Source organism: Pseudomonas viridiflava (assembly GCF_900602065.1).
Classification (GTDB): domain Bacteria; phylum Pseudomonadota; class Gammaproteobacteria; order Pseudomonadales; family Pseudomonadaceae; genus Aquipseudomonas.
The window spans coordinates 104903-124867 of record NZ_UWFN01000200.1; the positions used below are offsets into that span (position 1 = coordinate 104903).

Annotated in this window: 19 protein-coding genes; 8 read left to right on the forward strand and 11 right to left on the reverse strand. The window is 58.8% G+C overall.

The genetic code is table 11. The annotated features are described in order from the left end of the window. Positions 1-22: 22 nt before the first annotated feature. Entirely contained in the window at positions 23-1396 is a 1374-nt protein-coding gene (gene ppnN / locus EE949_RS11025; protein ID WP_122664306.1) for a nucleotide 5'-monophosphate nucleosidase PpnN, read from the reverse strand. A 314-nt stretch (positions 1397-1710) separates the two neighbouring features. Then, positions 1711-3666: a DNA topoisomerase III gene (locus EE949_RS11030; RefSeq protein ID WP_122664307.1), complete on the reverse strand. Its 1956-nt coding sequence runs from the start codon at positions 3664-3666 to the stop codon at positions 1711-1713. 38 nt (positions 3667-3704) lie between these two features. On the opposite strand from EE949_RS11030, the gene EE949_RS11035 reads away from it, so the two are divergent. From EE949_RS11035 to EE949_RS11055, 5 genes are all read left to right on the forward strand, one after another. After that, a complete protein-coding gene (locus EE949_RS11035; protein ID WP_162874601.1) occupies positions 3705-3947 on the forward strand; it encodes a hypothetical protein in 243 nt (80 codons plus the stop codon). A gap of 127 nt (positions 3948-4074) precedes the next feature. After that, on the forward strand, positions 4075-4398 hold the full coding sequence (locus tag EE949_RS11040; RefSeq protein WP_122664309.1) for a DMT family transporter: 324 nt from the start codon (positions 4075-4077) through the stop codon (positions 4396-4398). 105 nt (positions 4399-4503) lie between these two features. Continuing rightward, positions 4504-5037, forward strand: a complete 534-nt coding sequence (locus EE949_RS11045; RefSeq protein WP_122664310.1) for a DUF4174 domain-containing protein — start codon at positions 4504-4506, stop codon at positions 5035-5037. A gap of 195 nt (positions 5038-5232) precedes the next feature. Continuing rightward, positions 5233-6183 (forward strand): GlxA family transcriptional regulator, encoded by a 951-nt coding sequence (locus EE949_RS11050; RefSeq protein WP_122664311.1) that lies wholly within the window; start codon positions 5233-5235, stop codon positions 6181-6183. A gap of 240 nt (positions 6184-6423) precedes the next feature. Beyond that, entirely contained in the window at positions 6424-6969 is a 546-nt protein-coding gene (locus EE949_RS11055) for a helix-turn-helix domain-containing protein (RefSeq protein WP_122664312.1), read from the forward strand. On the opposite strand, the gene EE949_RS11060 is transcribed toward EE949_RS11055, so the two are convergent. Further along, complete coding sequence (locus tag EE949_RS11060) at positions 6861-7394, reverse strand: GNAT family N-acetyltransferase (RefSeq protein WP_122664313.1); 534 nt, start codon at positions 7392-7394, stop codon at positions 6861-6863. The two genes, EE949_RS11055 and EE949_RS11060, sit on opposite strands and share 109 nt — an antisense overlap. Then, positions 7394-7861 carry a RidA family protein gene (locus tag EE949_RS11065; RefSeq protein ID WP_122664314.1) on the reverse strand — a complete coding sequence of 156 codons (468 nt, stop codon included), beginning with the start codon at positions 7859-7861 and terminating at the stop codon, positions 7394-7396. Before EE949_RS11065 ends, EE949_RS11060 begins: the two co-directional genes overlap by 1 nt. Positions 7862-8045: 184 nt before the next feature. Here EE949_RS11065 and EE949_RS11070 point away from each other — a divergent pair, with 184 nt between their 5' ends. After that, entirely contained in the window at positions 8046-10409 is a 2364-nt protein-coding gene (locus tag EE949_RS11070) for a DNA polymerase II (RefSeq protein WP_122664477.1), read from the forward strand. Between the two features lie 126 nt (positions 10410-10535). Here the strand turns inward: EE949_RS11070 and EE949_RS11075 are convergent, their stop codons facing one another. Beyond that, complete coding sequence (locus EE949_RS11075) at positions 10536-11390, reverse strand: NAD-dependent protein deacetylase (protein ID WP_122664315.1); 855 nt, start codon at positions 11388-11390, stop codon at positions 10536-10538. 70 nt (positions 11391-11460) lie between these two features. Then, the gene (locus EE949_RS11080; protein WP_122664316.1) at positions 11461-12087 is read right to left on the reverse strand and encodes a LysE family translocator; all 627 of its coding nucleotides are present in this window, start codon (positions 12085-12087) and stop codon (positions 11461-11463) included. A gap of 163 nt (positions 12088-12250) precedes the next feature. Between EE949_RS11080 and EE949_RS11085 the strand changes: the two genes are divergently transcribed. Next, entirely contained in the window at positions 12251-13096 is an 846-nt protein-coding gene (locus EE949_RS11085) for a PhzF family phenazine biosynthesis protein (protein ID WP_122664317.1), read from the forward strand. A 328-nt stretch (positions 13097-13424) separates the two neighbouring features. Here EE949_RS11085 and EE949_RS11090 read toward each other — a convergent pair whose 3' ends face one another. The 5 genes from EE949_RS11090 to EE949_RS11110 form a co-directional block, all read right to left on the reverse strand. After that, positions 13425-15011, reverse strand: coding sequence for an aldehyde dehydrogenase (NADP(+)) (locus EE949_RS11090; RefSeq protein WP_122664318.1), 1587 nt, complete (start codon positions 15009-15011; stop codon positions 13425-13427). A gap of 183 nt (positions 15012-15194) precedes the next feature. Then, positions 15195-15536 (reverse strand): helix-turn-helix domain-containing protein, encoded by a 342-nt coding sequence (locus EE949_RS11095; protein ID WP_122664319.1) that lies wholly within the window; start codon positions 15534-15536, stop codon positions 15195-15197. 123 nt (positions 15537-15659) lie between these two features. Next, entirely contained in the window at positions 15660-16514 is an 855-nt protein-coding gene (locus EE949_RS11100; protein ID WP_122664320.1) for a TIGR03915 family putative DNA repair protein, read from the reverse strand. After that, positions 16511-17731, reverse strand: a complete 1221-nt coding sequence (locus EE949_RS11105) for a putative DNA modification/repair radical SAM protein (RefSeq protein ID WP_122664321.1) — start codon at positions 17729-17731, stop codon at positions 16511-16513. Before EE949_RS11105 ends, EE949_RS11100 begins: the two co-directional genes overlap by 4 nt. Before the next feature lie 236 nt (positions 17732-17967). Then, complete coding sequence (locus EE949_RS11110) at positions 17968-18837, reverse strand: LysR substrate-binding domain-containing protein (RefSeq protein ID WP_122664322.1); 870 nt, start codon at positions 18835-18837, stop codon at positions 17968-17970. A gap of 256 nt (positions 18838-19093) precedes the next feature. Between EE949_RS11110 and EE949_RS11115 the strand changes: the two genes are divergently transcribed. Then, positions 19094-19927: a transporter substrate-binding domain-containing protein gene (locus EE949_RS11115; protein ID WP_122664478.1), complete on the forward strand. Its 834-nt coding sequence runs from the start codon at positions 19094-19096 to the stop codon at positions 19925-19927. The last annotated feature ends 38 nt before the right edge of the window (positions 19928-19965 follow it).

Genomic DNA, 19965 nt, shown 5'->3' on the forward strand with positions numbered 1-19965 from the left:
CAAAGACCGAATTTGACGGGGCTTACGTCACCACTCGATAGCAAGGCTCGTAAGCCGCACCGCCGGGAAGTTTCATGCGGTGTTGTTCAACGAACGCATGCAGCAGCCGATCCAGAGGCTCCATGATTTCGTTGTCGCCGTGGATTTCGTACGGGCCATACTGCTCGATCAGACGAATGCCTTTGTCCTTCACGTTACCGGCAACAATGCCCGAAAACGCACGACGCAAGTTGGCTGCCAACTGGTGAGGCGGCAGTGAACGGCTCAGTTGCAGTGAGGCCATGTTTTCGTGGGTCGGATCAAACGGGTGCTGGAAGCCTTCATCAATTTTCAGCAACCAGTTGAAGTGGAACGCGTCATTGCGGTCGCGGCGGAACTGCTTGACGGCCTTGAGGCCTGCAACCATTTCTCTGGCCACTTCAGCGGGATCGTCAATGATGATCTGATAATGCTTGTAGGCCGACTCGCCCAGGGTTGCGCCGACAAACGCGTGCAGTTGCTCCAGATACGGCGCTGCGCTTCTTGGTCCGGTGAGCACGACCGGGAACGGCAGGTCGCGGTTGTCCGGGTGCATCAGGATGCCCAGCAGGTAGAGGAACTCTTCAGCAGTACCTGCGCCACCCGGAAAGATGATGATGCCGTGCCCGACGCGGACGAACGCTTCAAGGCGTTTCTCGATGTCGGGCAGGATCACCAGTTCGTTGACGATCGGGTTGGGGGCTTCCGCTGCGATGATGCCCGGCTCGGTCAACCCCAGATAACGACCAGCGTTGATCCGCTGTTTGGCGTGGGCGATGGTTGCACCTTTCATCGGGCCTTTCATCACTCCCGGGCCGCAACCGGTACAGATATCCAGGCTGCGCAGGCCGAGTTCGTGGCCGACCTTCTTGGTGTATTTGTATTCTTCGGTGTTGATCGAGTGTCCGCCCCAGCACACCACCATTTTCGGCTCAAGCCCCGGCCGCAGCGTGCGGGCATTGCGCAGCAGGTGAAACACGTAGTCGGTGATGCCCTGTGAGCTTTCCAGGTCAATACGCTGGCTGTCCAGTTCACTTTCGGTGTAGACGATGTCGCGCAGCGCGCTGAAGAGCATTTCGCGGGTGCTGGCAATCATCTCCCCGTCGACGAACGCATCAGCTGGCGCGTTGAGGAGTTCCAGACGGACACCGCGGTCCTGCTGGTGAATACGGACTTCGAAGCTCTCGTAAGCCTCAAGGATGGTCTTGGCGTTATCGACATGCGCGCCGGTGTTGAGGATCGCCAGAGCGCATTGGCGGAATAGCGTGTAAATGCTGCCTGAGCCGGCGGCGCTGAGTTGCTGTACTTCGCGTTGGGACAATGTTTCGAGGCTGCCTTTCGGGCTTACCGAGGCGTTGATTACTTGTCTTTGGGGCATTCTGAAATCCCTTGAAGAAATGCCGCTGAGCCAATCGGGCTCAGGCGCATCCGGATAATGAGGTCCTGCACGGCCTTGCATGAACGGAGGCGACCGGGCGGGCACATGTGAAGTTGAGCATCGTGGGGCAAAAGCCATCACCACGATTGAAACGGGTGAAAACCCGGTGACTCAATATCCTCCTTGTCTGAGTTGATGCGGTGCGGTTGGTTCTGCGCGGCCTGATCTGAACAGACACACTCATTCAACCGATGATTCAATTGAGCGTCAACTCCTTACAAGTGAGTGGCTTACAGACTTCATCCTATACCTGATCAAGCTTTACCCGCAGCCTTTACTGTCCGTCGCGGGCGGCCGCCACCAGCGCCAGCCGTTTTCCGTTTGCCAGCCTTGCGTTTGTTTTTCCAGGGCGGAGAAACTCCGGCGGGGCTTGCGGCGGTGATGACCATCCGCATGCCGATACAACGGCTGACGTGTTTGCTCATCCAGCTGGCCTGTCGGGTGACAAACTCTTCGAGGCTCATCTCGCCAGCCTGGACCATATCCAGCGCCTGCTCCCAGATAGCCGTGGTGCCTGGATCGGCAATGGCTCGGGGGACGGCGTCTATCAGACTGAACGCTGCCGGAGTCGCTGCCAGCGCTTTACCGTTCTTGATCAGGTAGCCCCTGTCCAGCAAACCCTGAATGATGCCGGCGCGAGTCGCTTCGGTGCCGATCCCGGTGGTGTCCTTGAGCTTCTGCTTGAGCAGCGGATCTTCTACCAGTCGTGCGACATTTTTCATCGCCTTGATCAGATCGCCCTCGGTGTATGGCTTGGGCGGTTGGGTCCAGAGGTCTTTGAGGGTGATGTCGGCGACCGGGTAGTCGCAACCTTCAGCCAGTCTCGGCAGTGCTTGGGGGGCGGGAGCTTCGCGGCCTTTGGCGGGGGTCAGAGCCTCGGGTAGCGCTCGTTTCCAGCCTTGTTCGACAATCAGCTTGCCCGTCGCGCGAAGTTTTTCACCGCCACAGTCAAAGTCGGCCTGCGTGCGATCGTATTCATGATTGGGCAGGAACTGTGCAAGGTAGCGGGCTCTTATCAGGGTGAAGACCGCCCGGTATTTACCCGTCAGTTGCTCAAGAGATTTGCCCGCGCCCGTGGGGATGATGCCGTGGTGGGCGCTGACCTTGGCATCGTTCCAGGCCTTCGAGCGCCGTGCTGGGTACAGGTGCTTGAGCAGTTCGCCCAACGCCGGATCAGCACGGCCCAGTGCGGCAATGATTCTTGTCGCATCGCTGTGTTGACTGACCGGCAGATAACCGCAGTCGCTTCGCGGGTAGGTGATGACCTTGTGGGTTTCGTAAAGCGACTGGGCGATGTCCAGCGTCTCCTGGGCGCCCAGACCAAGCTTTTTCGAGCAGATTTCCTGCAGCGTGCCGAGGTCGAACGGCAGCGGTGCAGATTCGCGTACACGCTCGGTTCGAAGTTTGAGCAGCCTGGCCTGACCAGCGTTGCGCATGGCCTCGACGGCGCGCTGCGCCGTTACCTGATTCAGGCAACGATCCTGGTCGTCACACACATCGGATGCCGCGCGCCATTGTGCGGTGAACGTCTGATCGGCGTGGCGAAGCTGCACATCGATTGCCCAGAACGGGACAGGGACAAACTCCGCAATGCTGCGGTCCCGATCCACCACCAGGCGCAGCGTCGGGGTTTGTACACGCCCTACGGGCAGGACGCCTTGATAACCCGATTGCCGGCCGAGGAGGGTGAACAGGCGACTCATGTTCATGCCTATCAGCCAGTCTGCCCGCGAACGTCCCAATGCCGAATGGTAGAGGCTGAAGGTCTCGGCATCGGGCTTGAGGGCATTCAAGGCCTTGCGGATCGACGCATCGTCCAGGGCGGAGAGCCACAGGCGCTGAATCGGCCCGCGATATCGACAATGGTCCACCAGTTCCCGGGCGATCATTTCCCCTTCGCGGTCGGCGTCGGTGGCGATGACCAGCTCGGATGCTTCGCCCAGAAGTCGCTTCACCGCCTTGAACTGGCTTGCGGTACGCGGTTTGACCAGCATTTTCCATTTTTCCGGGACGATGGGCAGGTCATCCAGTACCCAGCGTTTGTAGCGGGCGTCGTAGCTATCAGGGGGGGCAGTCTCAAGCAAATGGCCAATGCACCAGGTCACTGTCGCGTCGGGACCGACCCAGCAGCCATCGCCACGGCGCTTTGCGCCCAATACGGCGGCGATATCTTTGGCCTGGGAGGGTTTTTCGCAGAGAAACAGCCGCATGAGTACCATCGATTTTTACGGTTTTGATGGGGCACAGCATGAGCAGTGATGATGTTTTCGGCAAGTTTTATCTGTATGGATATACAGATAAAGTTTGTGGGAAGGTGGCTGTGCCCCTCATTGAAGCGATGGCGTGGGACCAGCAGGGCGGCATTCGGCTTCAACCGGGTAGAGGCCCGTACAGTCACCACATTTTTATCGTCAGGAATGCAGCCTTCCTGGCTAAAGCCGGTCCCACGACGGTGAGCCTTGAGCAGAGCCTGTGGGCTGCCTGCCCGTGAAGGCCAGAGGCGGCCGGTTCGGCACCTCTTAGAGGATCCGTGTAATCCCGCAAACCTTGCACCCACCGCTCTGGCACCGCTATTTTGTCCCTGTGCTTTGTGAAGAAAACACTCTTAAGGACGTTTGATGAGCTGGATGTTTCTGTTGTTCGCCGGTGCCTGCGAGATCATTTATGCGGCGGTCATGCCTCGCACCGACGGCTTTACCCGGCTCTTGCCCAGCCTTTTTTGCGGTTTCTTTATCTGTTTGAGCATGTACCTGCTCTCCCTGGCCACGCGCACGATACCGGTGGGCACAGCCTATGCTGTCTGGGTAGGGATTGGTGCCCTGGGTACGGCAATTTACGGAATGCTGGTGCTGGGCGAAGATCGCAGTGTGTTGCGGATTCTGTGTTTTTTGCTGATTCTGGCCGGTATCGTCGGTTTGAAGCTGGTGTCTGCACCCCGCTGAATACAAGCGCTCGGTGACCATTGAGCTATACCGGTTAGAACAAAACATCTAAAACAGCGTCGAAAGCCCGAAGAGTGTCCCTGTCTCGGTTTGAAGGAGCCATTTATGTTTATCCGGTCGTTGACCATCGCTACGTTGCTTGTCTCTGCAGGCCCTCTGCTTGCAGCTGACAGTGACAGCCCTCTGAACCAGGATCGTGGCAAGGCCCGGCCACTGATCGTGATTGCACCCAGCAGCGTGGATCCAACGCTGGTCAGCCTGCAAAACGCCCTCAAGGAGCCGGCTAATCAGAAAGCCTTCACTGAACGTGACATGGTCCTCTACACCGTGATCAACACCATGGGCAAGCGCAACGGCAAAGACCTCGATGCGCAATCAACCATGGCGCTTATCCGTGAGCTGAAGCTGGGCGCCAGTACCGGCACCAAGGTCATTCTGGTCGGCAAGGACGGCGAGAAAAAGCTTGATCAGTTGGGCCCCATTGGCGTGAAAGACCTGTTCACGACTGTTGATCAGTTACCCACGGAAGAAAAGGCTGCCAGCGCCCCGGCTGTGGCTGCTCCGGTGCCCGAAGCCAAACCCGGTGCGGAAAAAACCGGCAAGCCCGCAAAAGGTGCCCCTAAAACGCTTGACGATTGACTGGCAGTTGTCGGGGTTGACGATCGTCGGCCTCGACACAGGTAACGCCACTACCGACTTGTCACCCGGTCTCCAGAACCGACCAGACTTCGCTCAAAACGTTAATATGCACACCGCCAGAGGCCTGGGACTGAAGCAGGCCCGGCCCGGACGTTTGTTTTAAAGTATAGAACTCGATTTGAGCGATTTCAGACCATGAAGACCGTTGCAATTATTTTGTTTCCTGATTTTCTTCTGCTCGACATGGCCGGGCCGATGGAAGTCTTTTCAATCGCCAATCGTTATCTTGATCCTTCCAGGCACTACCAACTGACGACCGTCGGTACTCAGTCTTCGCCCATTCGTGCGTCAAATGGCGTGACCGTCACCCCGGATACGTGTGTTGAGCACGCCCCGACTTCCTTTGATGTATTACTGGTGCCGGGAGGACCGGGGTCTTATAACGACAGTCATCCGCCACTCGTGGCGTGGCTGCAGCGGGCTGCGCAGGAATCGGTCCTCTACGGTTCGATTTGCACGGGCGCGTTTCTGCTGGGGCGGGCCGGTTTGCTCGATGGCCATACGGTGACCACTCACTGGCATTACACCGAGCGCTTGATCAAGGGCTTTCCCGCAGCCCATGTGACCACCGATCAGATCTATATCAAGGACCGCCGTCTGGTGACCTCGGGTGGTGTCACGGCCGGGATCGACCTGGCGTTGGCGCTGGTCGCCGAGGATCATGGCAAGAAAGTCGCGCTGGATGTCGCCAAGGTGTTGCTGGTTGTCATGAAGCGGCAGGGCGGACAAGCGCAGTTCAGTCCGCTGGTGGCTTCAGTCGCTACCCAGGAAACACCCATCACCCGGGTGCAGAACTACCTTGTGGAGCATCTTGAAGAGAGCTTCTGCATCGAACGCATGGCGTCGATGGCTGCAATGAGCCCTCGGCATTTCGCCAGGGTCTTCAGTCGCGAAGTCAACATGACGCCGATGGAGTTCATCCAGAATGCCCGGCTCGACAGGGCCCGCAACCTGCTGGAAACCACGGCGCTGCCGCTCAAGACCATTGCCCATCGCAGTGGGTTTGGCAGCGTGCGGTACATGCGCTCGCTGTTCAGCGACCGACTCGGCCTGACACCGAGCCAGTATCGGCAGCAGTTTGGTTGAGCCTCGCGAACACGTTCGCTCCTACCCTTAGTGCGGTGTGAGCGCCTGGATGTGGGAACAGAGCTTGCTCGCGATAAGAGCACTGCGGTTTAAAGTAGTAACCCGCTATCTTTTTATTGTCCGAGTGCGGCTATGTCCTGATTGCGCACCTTGATGACCGTTGCGCTCCCCTTGCGAGGGTTGTTTGAAAGTCGACGCCTGCGAAGATACCTCAAGGAATTTTTTGCAAGGCTCGCCCTCATGGACAACCCCCCGTACGACGTTAATAACGATGCTGATCCGGCGGCATTCACCGGGTTGGGCGTCAGTCCTGATCTGCCGGTAACCGGTGGCCTGTCTCCCGGCCGCCTGGCATTGGTCAAGCAACTCATCAGCGCCGACCTGAGCAAGAAAGTTTCCGTGCCTTTTCTCGCGGCGTCCTGCGAGTTGACCCGTAGCCATTTCTCGCGCTCATTCAAGCGCAGTACGGGTATGTCTCCTCAGGACTGGATTCGCAATCAGCGCATCCAGCAAGCCAAGGAACTGATCAAGCACTCGGCGATGACCCTTACGCAAATCAGCGCCGAGTGCGGGTTTTGCGATCAGGCGCATTTTTCCCATATGTTCAGCAAAACCGAAGGGACTAACCCTGCTCTATGGCGGGGCATCGAACGCCAATCACAAGCAGCCAGCCAGCGTCACAGTTCGCGAAGTGCTCGCCACATATGGACTTTGGAAATGAACCCGGTCCCGGTCGCGACGGCCAGCGGTTCCAGGCCAAAGGATTCAAATCCGTTGTGCTCGTAAAGCCTGCGGGCTGATGGGTTGTCTTCACTGACAGTCAGTTGTACCAGCAAAGCGTCAGGCCGGTTACGTGCGTAATCCAGCGCTGCTTTGAGCAGCGTCTGGCCGTAACCTTTGCCCTGTTGTTCAGCGACGACATACATGCCGAACAACAACACTTTGTGCCGGGCCCGTTGCCGACTGCTGAAGGTCAAGCCCACAGCGCCCAGTACGGTTTCACCGTCGAGGATGCCGAACACCACTTGGCCCGCATCCTCCGCCTCATCAAGCCTGTGCTCCCACCACGACAAGGGCAGGGCGGCGCGCTCTTCAGGCGATGAGGTGAACGCCTCGGGGTGGCGTGTATACGCCTCAAGCATCAATTCCCGATACGCAGCCGCATGCCGGGCTCGCAAACGTTCAACGGTGTGCGTAGTTGACGTCTGCATCACACCACCGCAATCAGGTCAAGCTCGACCGTCGCGTTTTTCGGTAACTGATAAACGCCGATCGAGCTGCGAGTGTGCGCGCCTGCTTCGCCGAGTACGAAGAACAACACTTCAGATGCGCCATCCGCCACTTCGCTCTGCTGGGTGAAATCCTGCGCACATTGCACGTACAGGTTCATGCGCAGCAGGCGTTTGATCCCCTCCAGCGAACCGGCGCTGCGTTGCAGTAACGCCAGCGCGCGCATGGCGCAAATTTTCGCGGCCAGTTGTGCCTGGGCGAGGCTGGTATCGGCCCCGGCACGCCCCGTTACTATCACGGTGTCGCCAACCCGGGGGATCTGGCCGCTGACATAAATCTCATCGTTGTGACGAACCACAGGCACATAATTGCCACCGATTTTGATTTCGCCGTCGAAGCTGTAGCCCAGTTGCTCGGCGATCAGGTTGAAGCGCTGGTCTGCTGACATGTCAGGTCTCATGGCCAAAGTGAGGGGTGTGCGTTGGGTGACTATATCGCCTCAAGTGCCAAGGCTTGGCAAGCGATCGAAAGCGTAATCTTTGGTCGTAGTCCTCGACCTGCAGATGAGTCGCCCCAGATGAGCCAATGCCAAGTAGAATCACGCTCTTGAAGGTTTTTGAGGTTTGACGGTGGTGGAGGTGCAACAGGGCTTTATCCTGAGTCGACACTGGCGCGATACGCCAGAAGGCACGCAAGTGGACTTCTGGCTGGCGACAGATGAGGGTCCCCGTCACATTCGCTTGCCGGTGCAACCCTCCGTGGCGTTCATTCCTGCCGAGCAGCGCGCCCGTGCCGAAGCGGTGCTGCGCAATGAAACCGGAGTCGAACTGCGTGAATTGAGCCTGTGCGACTTCCGCCATCGTCCGGTGCTCGGCGTTTACTGTCAGCAGCATCGGCAATTGATGAACCTGGAAAAGGCCCTGCGCAAAGGTGGCGTGGACGTCTACGAGGCCGATATCAGGCCGCCTGAACGTTATCTGATGGAGCGCTTCATCACAGCGCCCGTGCAGTTCAGCGGCATCGCGGACAGCAACGGCACGCTTTGCGAGGCACAGATCAGGCCAGCAGAGCATTACCGGCCACAGCTGCGGCTGGTTTCACTGGATATCGAAACCACGGAAAAAGGTGAGCTGTATTCCATCGCGCTTGAAGGCTGCGGTCAGCGCCAGGTGTACATGCTGGGCCCGGCCAACGGCGATGACCGCGAAGTCGATTTCGACCTTGAGTACTGTGACACCCGCAAGCAGTTGCTGGAGCGTCTGAATCATTGGCTGGCGCGTCATGATCCGGATGCGATCATCGGCTGGAACGTCGTGCAGTTCGATCTGCGGGTTTTGCACGAGCATGCCCAGCGCCTGCAAGTGCCTTTGCTTTTGGGCCGTGGTGGGGAGGCGATGGGCTGGCGCGAGCATGGAGCGCGTAATAATCACTTTTTTGCCGACGCCAGCGGGCGTCTGATCATCGACGGCATCGAAGCGTTACGCTCGGCAACCTGGAGCTTTCCGTCGTTCAGCCTGGAAAACGTTGCGCAGACCTTGCTGGGCGAAGGCAAGGCGATCGATACGCCCTACCAGCGTATGGATGAAATCAACCGCATGTTCGCCGAGGACAAGCCCGCACTGGCACGCTACAACCTCAAGGATTGCGAACTGGTGACGCGGATCTTCGCCAAGACCGAGCTGCTGACGTTTCTGCTGGAACGCGCCACCGTCACCGGTTTGCCAGCCGACCGCAGTGGTGGCTCGGTTGCTGCGTTCTGTCATTTGTACATTCCGCTGATGCATCGCCAGGGGTTCGTAGCACCCAATCTGGGCGAGCGCATGCCCGAGGCCAGCCCCGGTGGCTTTGTCATGGATTCGCAGCCAGGCCTTTATGAGTCAGTGCTGGTGCTGGATTACAAGAGCCTGTATCCGTCGATCATTCGTACTTTTCTGATCGACCCGGTAGGTTTGGTTGAGGGCATCCGTAACCCTTCGGATGAGCATTCGGTGCCAGGCTTTCGGGGTGGGCGCTTTTCCCGTACCCGGCACTGTCTGCCCGCGATTGTGGAGCGGGTCTGGCAAGGTCGTGAGACCGCAAAGCGGGAGAACAACCAGCCGCTTTCCCAAGCGTTGAAGATCATTATGAATGCCTTCTACGGCGTGCTTGGCTCAAGTGGTTGTCGTTTTTTCGATACGCGACTGGCATCGTCGATTACCTTGCGCGGCCACGAGATCATGCGCCGCACCCGGCAGTTGATTGAAGCTCAGGGCTACACGGTGATCTACGGCGATACCGACTCGACTTTCGTCTGGCTCAAGAGCCTGCATGGCGAGGAAGAGGCAACCCGGATCGGTCGCTCACTGGTGCAGCAGGTCAACCACTGGTGGCGTGAGCATCTGCAGCAGGAATACGGATTGACCAGTGCGCTGGAACTGCAGTTTGAAACTCATTTTCGACGCTTCCTGATGCCCACGATTCGCGGCGCGGAGGAGGGCAGCAAGAAGCGCTACGCCGGGTTGGTCAGGCGCGCGGATGGTTCAGAGGAAATGATCTATAAAGGTCTGGAGACCGTGCGTACCGACTGGTCGCCACTCGCTCGGGAGTTCCAGCAGGCGCTGTATTCGCGGATTTTTCATCGCCAGCCCTATCAGGATTACGTGCGTGAGTATGTGCGTCGTACCCTGGCCGGAGAACTTGATGACTTGCTGATTTATCGCAAGCGGCTGCGGCGTCGACTGGATGACTACGAGCGTAATGTGCCGCCCCATGTTCGGGCCGCCCGGCTGGCGGACGAGCACAACGCCAATCTGGGGCGTCCGCGGCAGTATCAGAACGGTGGCTGGATCAGCTACGTGATCACGGTCGCAGGGCCGGAGCCCCTCGAAACAAGGCATGCGCCGATTGACTACGATCACTACGTCAGTCGGCAATTACAGCCGATTGCCGAGGCAATCCTGCCGTTTGTGGATGACGATTTCAGTACCTTGATTGGGGGGCAGTTGGGGTTGTTTTAGGCTATCACCCCATCTGGCCGGTGGAATGCGATCTCTTGTGGAAGCACAGACACCGCGTCTGTCCGGCCAGTCCTGAAAGATCAAGCCTGCAGGCGAACATCGCATCTCCACGGGTGATTGCATGCATCAAGTATCTCTGCGTTCGATCAACCGCTCGACCAACTCCGGCAACAACACCTCACACGACATCTCAATCTTCAGGTCCAGCAGCTCATCTGCCCGGGTCTTGCCGATGTTGATGGCAATTAGCGGCTTGCCTTGCTCGTTGATTGTTTTGCACAAACGGAACGCCGAGTAGGCCATCAGCGAGGAGCCTACCACCAGCAAACCGTCAGCCTCGGTCACGGTGGCAAGCGCTTTGGCGGCAGTCTGGGGCGCGACGTTTTCACCGAAAAACACCACGTCTGGCTTGAGGCGCTGGCCGTCGCAATAAGGACAATGAGGCACCTGAAAGCGGGATTCGAACGCCGGGTCGAGCAGGGTGTCGCCATCCGGTGCCTGAACCGCGTCAACGCCTGCGAGATAAGGATTTTGCAGTTCCATCAATTGCTGAATGGCTGCCCGGTCTGAGCGTTCGCCGCAGTCCAGGCACAGCACGCGGTGCAGGCTGCCATGTAGCTCGATAACGTCACTGCTGCCAGCCTGATCATGGAGAGTGTCAACGTTTTGCGTGATCAACCCGCTGAGGTGCTGACGGGACTGCAATGTTGCCAGAGCCCGATGTGCCGCATTGGGCTCTGCGATCCGCACCCGCGGCCAGCCCAGCATGGCCCTGGCCCAATAGCGTCGACGAGCCTCGGGGGAACCCAGAAACTCCTGGAACATCATCGGCGCTTTGCCGCGCCTTACGCCATCAGTGTCCCGGTAGTCGGGAATGCCTGAGGGGGTACTGATGCCTGCCCCGGTCAGGACCACGAAACGCTTGTGCGACATCATCGCAAGAAGCGCTTCGACCGGGGCTACTGATGGGCTGTCCAGCATGATGCGGTCTCCGCGTGGCATGAGTGGTATATGACCCGGCCCGTGCGAATGGGTGCCCTTCGAGTAATTCTCAGGGTCTGGACATGACCATCAAACGCACCGCCATCAGCGCCAGTACGCTGGCAAGCAGCCTTGGCTGCAGTCTGCCCAAGCGCTTTTTACCAGCGAACCAGCGCTTGATGGTACCTCCGAATGCGCCCAGCGCCGCGTGGAATACGAACGCTATTGCCGTCAGTACCAGGCCGAGGAGGATCAACTGCTCGGCGATCATGCCCTTGGACGGTGTCACGAATTGTGGGAGGAAAACAATGAAGAACAGCAACGCCTTGGGATTGAGCAAGCTGTTGAGCATGGCCCTGACGAATACTGTGCGCAGCGAAACCTGATTATCGATGTGGCTCTCGCCTAGCTTGCCGCCTTGCAGGGCTTTCCAGGCCATCCACAACAGGTAGACCGCTCCGACATAGCGAATGATGTCGAAAGACGGTGGCCATGCAGCGACCAGGCCGGTTACGCCCGTTGCGGTGAGAACCGTCAGAACGGCATCCGCGGCGCTGATCCCCAATGCAACCGCAAGGCCGCCGCGCCAGCCATAGGTAAAGCCGTGGCTCATGACAAACGCCATGTTCGGGCCGGGAGTTATCAGCAAAAGCATGACTGCGCCGCAGAATAAAGACAGTGTTTGAAGGTCGATCATGAGCCGCTTCCCAGCGTTGAGTGGTGTAAATCGACGGTAGCCGATCGCACTCAGGAGGCTGCGCTACAGTTGCTGGCGATTGTTGTGCAACAGTTCTACGGTTTTGCCTTTGTCGGTCTGAAATGAGAATCTCGCTGCCCATCTATTTTCAGAGCAGGCAGTGATGAGTCGTTATCCGTTCAAGCAGGTTGATGTTTTCAGCCGTCAGGCCCTGAAAGGCAACCCGCTGGCGGTGGTGCTCGATGCTGACGGTCTCGGTGATGACACGATGGCGGCGTTCGCCCACTGGACCAACCTCAGCGAAACAACTTTCGTGCTGAGCCCGCAGCACCCGGAGGCAGATTATCGGTTGCGAATCTTCACCACTCTGGACGAGCTGCCATTTGCTGGCCATCCGACGTTGGGTAGCTGTCATGCCTGGCTCGAAAGTGGCGGGCAGCCCAAGGGTGAGGAAATCATTCAGGAGTGTGGCATCGGGTTGGTGCGCATTCGGCGTCAGCACGGGCAATTGGCGTTCACGGCACCAGCGCTGTTGCGCTCGGAACCTGTAGACGCCGCTTTACTGGAGCGGATCCGCTCGGGCCTGGGCTTGGCGGGCAGCGCGATTCTGGAGGCTCGCTGGGTCGATAACGGCGCTGGCTGGTTGGCGCTGAGGCTTGCCGATCGGGCCAGCGTACTGGCGCTGCAGCCCGATTATGCGCAGTTGGCCGGGCTGGCCATTGGCGTCTTCGCGCCTTGGGATCCACTGTCCGATGGCGAAGACGCGCAGTTCGAGGTCAGGGCTTTTATCGCCGGAGACGGTATGCCGGAGGATCCGGTAACCGGCAGCCTCAACGCGGGTATCGCCCAATGGGTATTGAATGACGGTTTGGCGGCGGATAGTTATGTCGTGAGCCAGGGCACGGTAATGGGCAGGCAGGGCAGGGTCCACGTGCAACGTCTGGGTGATGACATATGGATCGGCGGTGATGTAGTGACCTGCATCGAGGGCTGCGTGCAGTTGGAGTGAGGCGCAGTTCACGAACCGGTGGGAGCGCCCCGTCGTCCGGACGCAGCGCTGCTGGGAGGGTGCTCTTATCGGGCTATAGATGATGTGCTGGGACGAGAATGTCTGTTGGAGCGTGGCTTGCCCGCGAAGAACGATAACGCGGTGGCGTTTGACGCGCCGAGTCGGCGCGATCGCGGACAAGCCACGCTCCAACAGGTCCCGTGGCTGCTGCGCAACTGCGCGGCATCAGGGACCTCGGACGATTTCCCAAAGAACATGCATTTCAGCCCGAGGGCTGTGTGTCAGCCAGGAATCAATACGATGGGCGCTACAAGGAAGGACTGGCGCTTCATAAATCCAGCGCTTCCCGTGTCCCAACCCCATCCACCAGTCGCATCAGCCCTAACGGGTTACCGTTTTTCAATGCGTCGGGCAGTAACGAGTCGGGGTAATTCTGGAAGCAGATCGGGCGCAGGAAGCGGTTGATGGACAAGGTGCCGACCGATGTCCCGCGGGAGTCGGATGTTGCCGGATACGGGCCGCCATGGACCATCGCGTCGCTAACTTCTACACCGGTTGGATAGCCATTGATCAACAGCCGCCCAGCCTTGTGTTCCATCAGCGGCACCAGATCCGCGAACGCTTCGAAATCTGCCGGCTCGGCAATTAACGTCGCGGTCAACTGGCCTTGCAGACTGAGCACGGCTTTTTGCAGTTGTTCGGCGTCTTCAACCGTGACGGCAACCAGCATCGGCCCGAAGACTTCATGTTGCAGCGAGGTATCGCCATCAAGCAGCAATGCCACGTCCGCTTCATACAATTGCGGGTAGGCCTGGTTGCCTTGTTGGACCTGTCCGGCGCGATGGTGCATGCCTGGATGGCTGGCCAGTCTGCCCAAGCCGTCGGCGAAGTTGCACAAACCACCGGCGTTGAGCAGGGTATGCGGCGCATGGGCGTTGAGCAGATGGCCGAGCTTGTCCAGGAAATGGCTGAACTGCGGCGAGCGGATGCCGATCACCAAACCCGGCTTGGTGCAAAATTGCCCGCCGCCCTGAACGACGGAGGCGGCCAGTTCCGCAGCAATTTTTTCGGCACGCACTTCAAGTGCTTGCGGCAGCACCAGTATCGGGTTGATGCTCGACATCTCGGCAAACACCGGGATGGGTTCCGGGCGTGCTGCGGCCATGTCGCACAAGGCGCGGCCACCGCCCAGTGAACCGGTAAAGCCGACAGCCTTGATCGCCGGGTGTTGCACCAGCCATGCACCGACGGTGCCGCCATAGATCATGTTGAAGACGCCTGCAGGCATTCCGGTCTTTTCTGCGCCGCGAATAATTGCCAGTGCGGCCCATTCAGCCGTCGCCATGTGCCCCGGATGGGCTTTGAATACCACTGGGCAACCGGCGGCCAGTGCGGCTGCGGTATCGCCCCCAGCGGTGGAAAACGCCAGCGGGAAGTTACTGGCGCCGAACACTGCAACGGGGCCTAGGCCAATATGGTATTGGCGCAGGTCCGGCCGGGGCAGTGGTTGACGATCCGGCAAGGCCCGGTCAATACGCGCACCGTAGAAGTCGCCTCGGCGCAGCAACTGTGCAAACAAACGCATCTGGCCGCTGGTGCGCGCCCGTTCACCCTGGATACGGCCGGGGGGCAGGGCTGTTTCACGGCAAACCATGGAGATGAATTCGTCGCCCAGTGAGTCAAGTTCGTCGGCGATGGCGTCGAGAAAACTCGCCCTTTGCAGCGCGCTTGTGGTGCGGTAGGCATGGTAAGCACCGGCGGCGGCGAGCGCGGCAGCGTCGACCTCATCGCGGGTTGCTTCTATGAAAGATAGTGGCAGTGCTTCGCCGGTCGTTGCATCCAGGCTCTGCAAGCTTACCGAGCCTGCTGCGCTGCGCTTGCCGTTGATGAAGTTGTGTCCGAGTAGAGCGGTCATGAGGCCTCCGGTGTAATTCGGTAAGAGGCCGTGTAAGCGGATCGACGGCCCGGCAGGTTTTCAGCACTGCAAGGTAGTCGAAGATTTGAATGTGTGCCCGCTATTATGAGGCGAACAGGGGATGTCTGGCGGGTAGTCAATTCAGTCAGACAAGCCAGATGCTACAGGCAAGGCCGCAACGGCTCAGGGTTTGCCTGAGTGCTCATCTGTGTCAGACAAGGTACTGATCAGGCGTTTGATATCTTCCTGAACGTCGGGTGGCAAACCATCCAGTTCGCTCAGTACTTTGGTTTCAGCTGCGGTTATGGAATCAATGGCCAGCAACTCCCGGGAGCCAGTGATCACATACAGGACGTCGACGCCTGACTTGGCGACAGCCCTCAGGTATTCAGCATTTGGAAACCGGTTGCCTCTTTCGTAAAGCCCCTGAGCATTGGCTTCAACCCCGCCAATGACACCCAGGTCGCGCTGGGAAAGACCCAGTCGCTTTCTTTCCGCTTTGAGTCTGGGGCCCATGCCTTCCATTTGAGATGTCCTGATGCTGAGCCTCGGTGTAAATAGGTCAGTTATGCAATGAGTGATGACGCAGGTTAACAGAAGCCTCCGGGGTGTGAGGGGTTTGATCCTGGCGTGTGACCGATGGGGGCCTCACTGCGCGGTGTTGCCGGGGCCTCGTGCAATACGTTTACCGGGTCTGGTCGCCACTTGGCTGGCCTGACCGTCGCGCTGCTTGCCGGTCCTGGCTTCGCTGATCAATGCCGGGATCAGCGGGCCTTCAGGCAGGTTCTTCCAGAAACGGCTCGGTAAGTGACCCTGCATAACTTTCGGGTTCAGGCGCGCAGGGTTGAATATATGGCTGTAATAGGTCAGCCACAGCTCGCCACCGGGATCATCGGCATTGCGCGCCAGTTGTTGCCACTCAGCAGGGCAGACCCGCTGGTGAGTCAACTGTTGGCCGTCGTAGTACACGCCGTCCCTGGGCGTTGCAATCATCCAGCGATGCTGGCCCATACGGCCGATGAAGTGCTGGCTGGCGCTCAAAAGAATGTCGTGGGCGGGTTCGTGCCACGCGACGTAGTGAGGCTGAGCGACGGATTCCGGCAAGTCCGCAGCAGGCAGTGCGACAAAGCGCAGAAACGCATGCAGGTGATGAGCTTCGCGGCTGACTTGCTTGATCCTTCTGTGTAACTCGCTGCCCAGCTTGTCACCGGCAAGCATGGCGGTACGATCGCCATGGCTGACGCGCCACAACACTTCGTACAGCAGGCTCCAGCGCTGGTCTCCGCGATACTGCGCTGCGTTTTCCAGCAGCTCCAGCAGTGCCAGCGGGATGCGCGCCTGAAAGGGCCCCTGTTGTTCGGGATAACTGTGATCTGAGCCGAACAGGTCGCTGGCTTCGCTGGACGTCCAGCTGACCTGGCTTGGATCGACTTCATGGCTGAGCAGCCAGCGTGCCTGCTGGCGCCAGTTGTCGAACAGATCATCACACTCCAGGCAAATCATCCCCACAGTCCCATTTGCTGAGGTGCCGGACGATCACGCAGGAGCATGTGCAGCGACTCACTGCTGCTTTCTGCCTGCGACGGATGGTAGTCGCACGTGACGATGAATGGCTTGGCCTTGGCCAATACGCAGCGCATGCGGGTCAAGTCTTCGTAACGGATTCGCCGCTGTCGACGCAGCTCCATCAGGCGCTTGGTCGTGCGAATACCAATACCGGGAATGCGTGCAATCAGCGACGCGTCGGCACGGTTCAGGTCCAGTGGGAACAAGCTGCGATTGTTCAGCGCCCAGGCCAGTTTCGGGTCGATATCGAGCGCCAGATGGCCCGGCCCCTGAAACAGTTCGTTGACCTTGAAGCCGTACCCGCGCAACAGGAAGTCGGCTTGATACAAGCGATGTTCACGCATCAGTGGCGGTGCCGCCAGTGGCACACTTTTCGGGCTGTTGGGGATCGGGCTGAACGCTGAGTAGTAGACCCGGCGCAGGCCGTAGTTACCATAGAGCGACTCGGCACTGCTGAGGATGGTGCTGTCATCGGTCTCGTCGGCACCGACGATCATTTGTGTGCTTTGCCCGGCAGGTACGAAGCGTGGTGCGCGGGGTTCGTTGAGAACAGTCTGTTGCCCGGTATGGATGGTCTGCATGGCCTGTTTGATCGTGACCACGTTTTTTTCCGGTGCCAGGGTTTTCAAGCCGTCGTCAGTGGGCAGTTCGATGTTGACGCTCAGCCGGTCAGCATAGCGGCCCGCCATTTTGATCAGCGCCGGGTCGGCGTCCGGTATGGTCTTGAGATGGATATAGCCGCGAAACTCGTGGACCTCCCGCAGCAGTCGAGCCACCTCGATCAACTGCTCCATGGTGTAGTCCGCCGAGCGAATGATGCCGGAGCTGAGGAACAGCCCGCTGACGCAATTACGCCGGTAGAAGTCCAGGGTCAGGGTAACCACTTCTTCCGGGCTGAAGCGGGCACGAGGTACGTCGCTGGAGCGACGATTGACGCAGTATTGGCAGTCATACAGGCAGAAATTGGTCAGCAGAATCTTGAGCAACGAGACGCAGCGTCCGTCTGGCGTGTAGCTGTGGCAAATACCCATGCCGTTGCTTGATCCCAGCCCGGTCTTGCCCTCCGAACTGCGCTTGGGCGCGCCGCTGCTGGCGCACGAAGCGTCGTACTTGGCAGCGTCAGCGAGGATGCTGAGCTTGTCGATGAGCTGCATGGGAAACTCCGGTACTGTTTGTATGTACAGTATAGGGTTGGCTCGTGGGATGCAATGTCCTGTGGTCGGGAGAATGATTTCGCTTGCGGATCAAACTCTGTAGGAGCTGCCGAAGGCTGCGAAGCGTTGTATCTCACAAACCGCATCGCAGCCTTCGGCAGCTCCTACAGGTCCGATGTTCGAAGCAAGACAGCGCAGCACCAATGACCCGGGGCAGCTCATACAAGACGCTTGAACTACATACCCTGACTCCCGCGAATCAGATCATAGGCCTTGCGTGCGAGCGGGTTGACGGTGTTGGGTCTGATCCACAGGTGGTAAGTCACATCCGGCAGGCGTGGCAAACCGTCGTTTTCTCCCAGTACGCGCATGTCCGGGCCGAGCATTTCCATGCTTCGCGCAGTGACACCCAGTCCGGCACGGGTGGCGGCTTTGATACCGATCAGGTTGGACGCCAGGTACGCCTGTCGCCACGGAACATTGGCGCGTTCCAGAGCCTCCAGTGCATAGCGCCGATAGATGCTCGGTTCGTCCACCAGAATCAACGGCAAGGGTTCGCCGGGCACGTGGATGTACTGCGCGGAGCAGATCCACCACACCGGAGAGGTGCGCAGCGCAAAGCCTTCAAGGTCCGGGTCTTCGCGGGTCGAAATTACCATGTCTACTTTGCCGCGATGCAGATCGTCCATCAGGAACGGGCTGCGGCCTACGTCGATTTCCAGGCGCAGGCGCGGTGCCGAGCGGGCGATGTGGCTGAGGATTGGCGGCAGGATGGTGTCAGCGATGTCATGAGGCGAGCCAATGCGTAGCACGCCACTCAGGCTGTCTTCGCGCAGGGAGTTAAGCGCTTCGTCATTGAGTGACAGCATTTGCCTGGCATGGCGCAGCAACTGGCGACCTGGCTCGGTGAGCTGTTTCTGGCGGCCCTGCTTCTGGAACAGGCTGACACCCACTTGCTGCTCCAGACGCTGCATGTGCTGGGTCACCGAAGACTGGGTACGTGCCAGTTGTGCGCCCGCTTCGGCAAAACTGTGGTGGTCGACCACCGCAATGAACGTACGCAGCAGTTCCAGATCGAGGGTCGTACTGGGAGGAGTGTTCAACATGTGAATACGGCTCGGTCATATCAATCAGATAGCGCAATACATTACGGACTTTTATGTAATCGCGATGAGTGTTTTAAGAGATTTCGGCGAAAGCCCTGTTTTACGAGCTTATAGCGTTTGTGTCTAAAGCGGGAATACAGAAAGTTATAACCATATTTGATATTTGAATTTCCGTTAATCGCTGGCGCTACCTAGGATGCCCCACATCAGGTCGGGGGACGCCGACCATCAGCCAGGGAATGAACCGGGAATGACTATGCCTGACACACGCACGCCTGCATCACGTTTTCTGCCTGTCATGTTGGGCGCTTTGGTTTCGCTTGCGGTGACCGGTATGGCGCAGGCCGATGCAACGCTGGACAAAATTGAAGCCCGGCACAAGCTGGTGGTCGGTGTGCTGCTCTCTGGTGGGCCGTTCGGCTCTATCGATCCTGCCAATCAAAAGCCGAAAGGCTTGAACGTTGACCTGGCAGAAGACATCGGCCGCCGTCTTGGCGCTGAAGTTGAACTGGTGCCGGTACTGCCCGCCAACCGCGTGCAATTCCTGCAGCAGGGCAAGGTGGATCTGTTGATTGCCAACATGGAGTGGACCGCTGAACGCAGCCAGATTCTGGGGTCGGTACCCACACCTTTCTATCGCGTCGGCGGCACTGCGGCGGTCTTGAAGGACAGCAAGATCAACACCTGGCAAGACCTCAAAGGCCAGCCGGTGTGCACCTCCCAGGGCAGCAGCTACGTCAAACCGCTGACTGAGTTTGGTGCCGAGCTCAAGGCATTCAAAAGCTCTTCCGAATCCCTGCTGGCGCTACGCGGTAACAACTGCGTGGCTGCCGTACACGACTCAACGCTGATCAATCCGCTACTGGCGAATAACCCGGAATGGAAGGGCTACCGTGCCATTGCTCCGGAGCTGAACCCTGCACCCTCGGTGATCTGGACGCGTCAGGGCGAAACCGATACCCAGGCCAGGCTCGACAGCATCGTCAAAGACTGGCACCGCAGCGGTTTTCTGATCGAGGCTGAGAAACGCCACAACATCACTCCGGCATCGCCTGCGCTGGTTGAGCTGCATGCGCAGTTCAAGGGCTGATTAGCGGGCTCTTCTGTTGGAGCTGCCGAAGGCTGCGA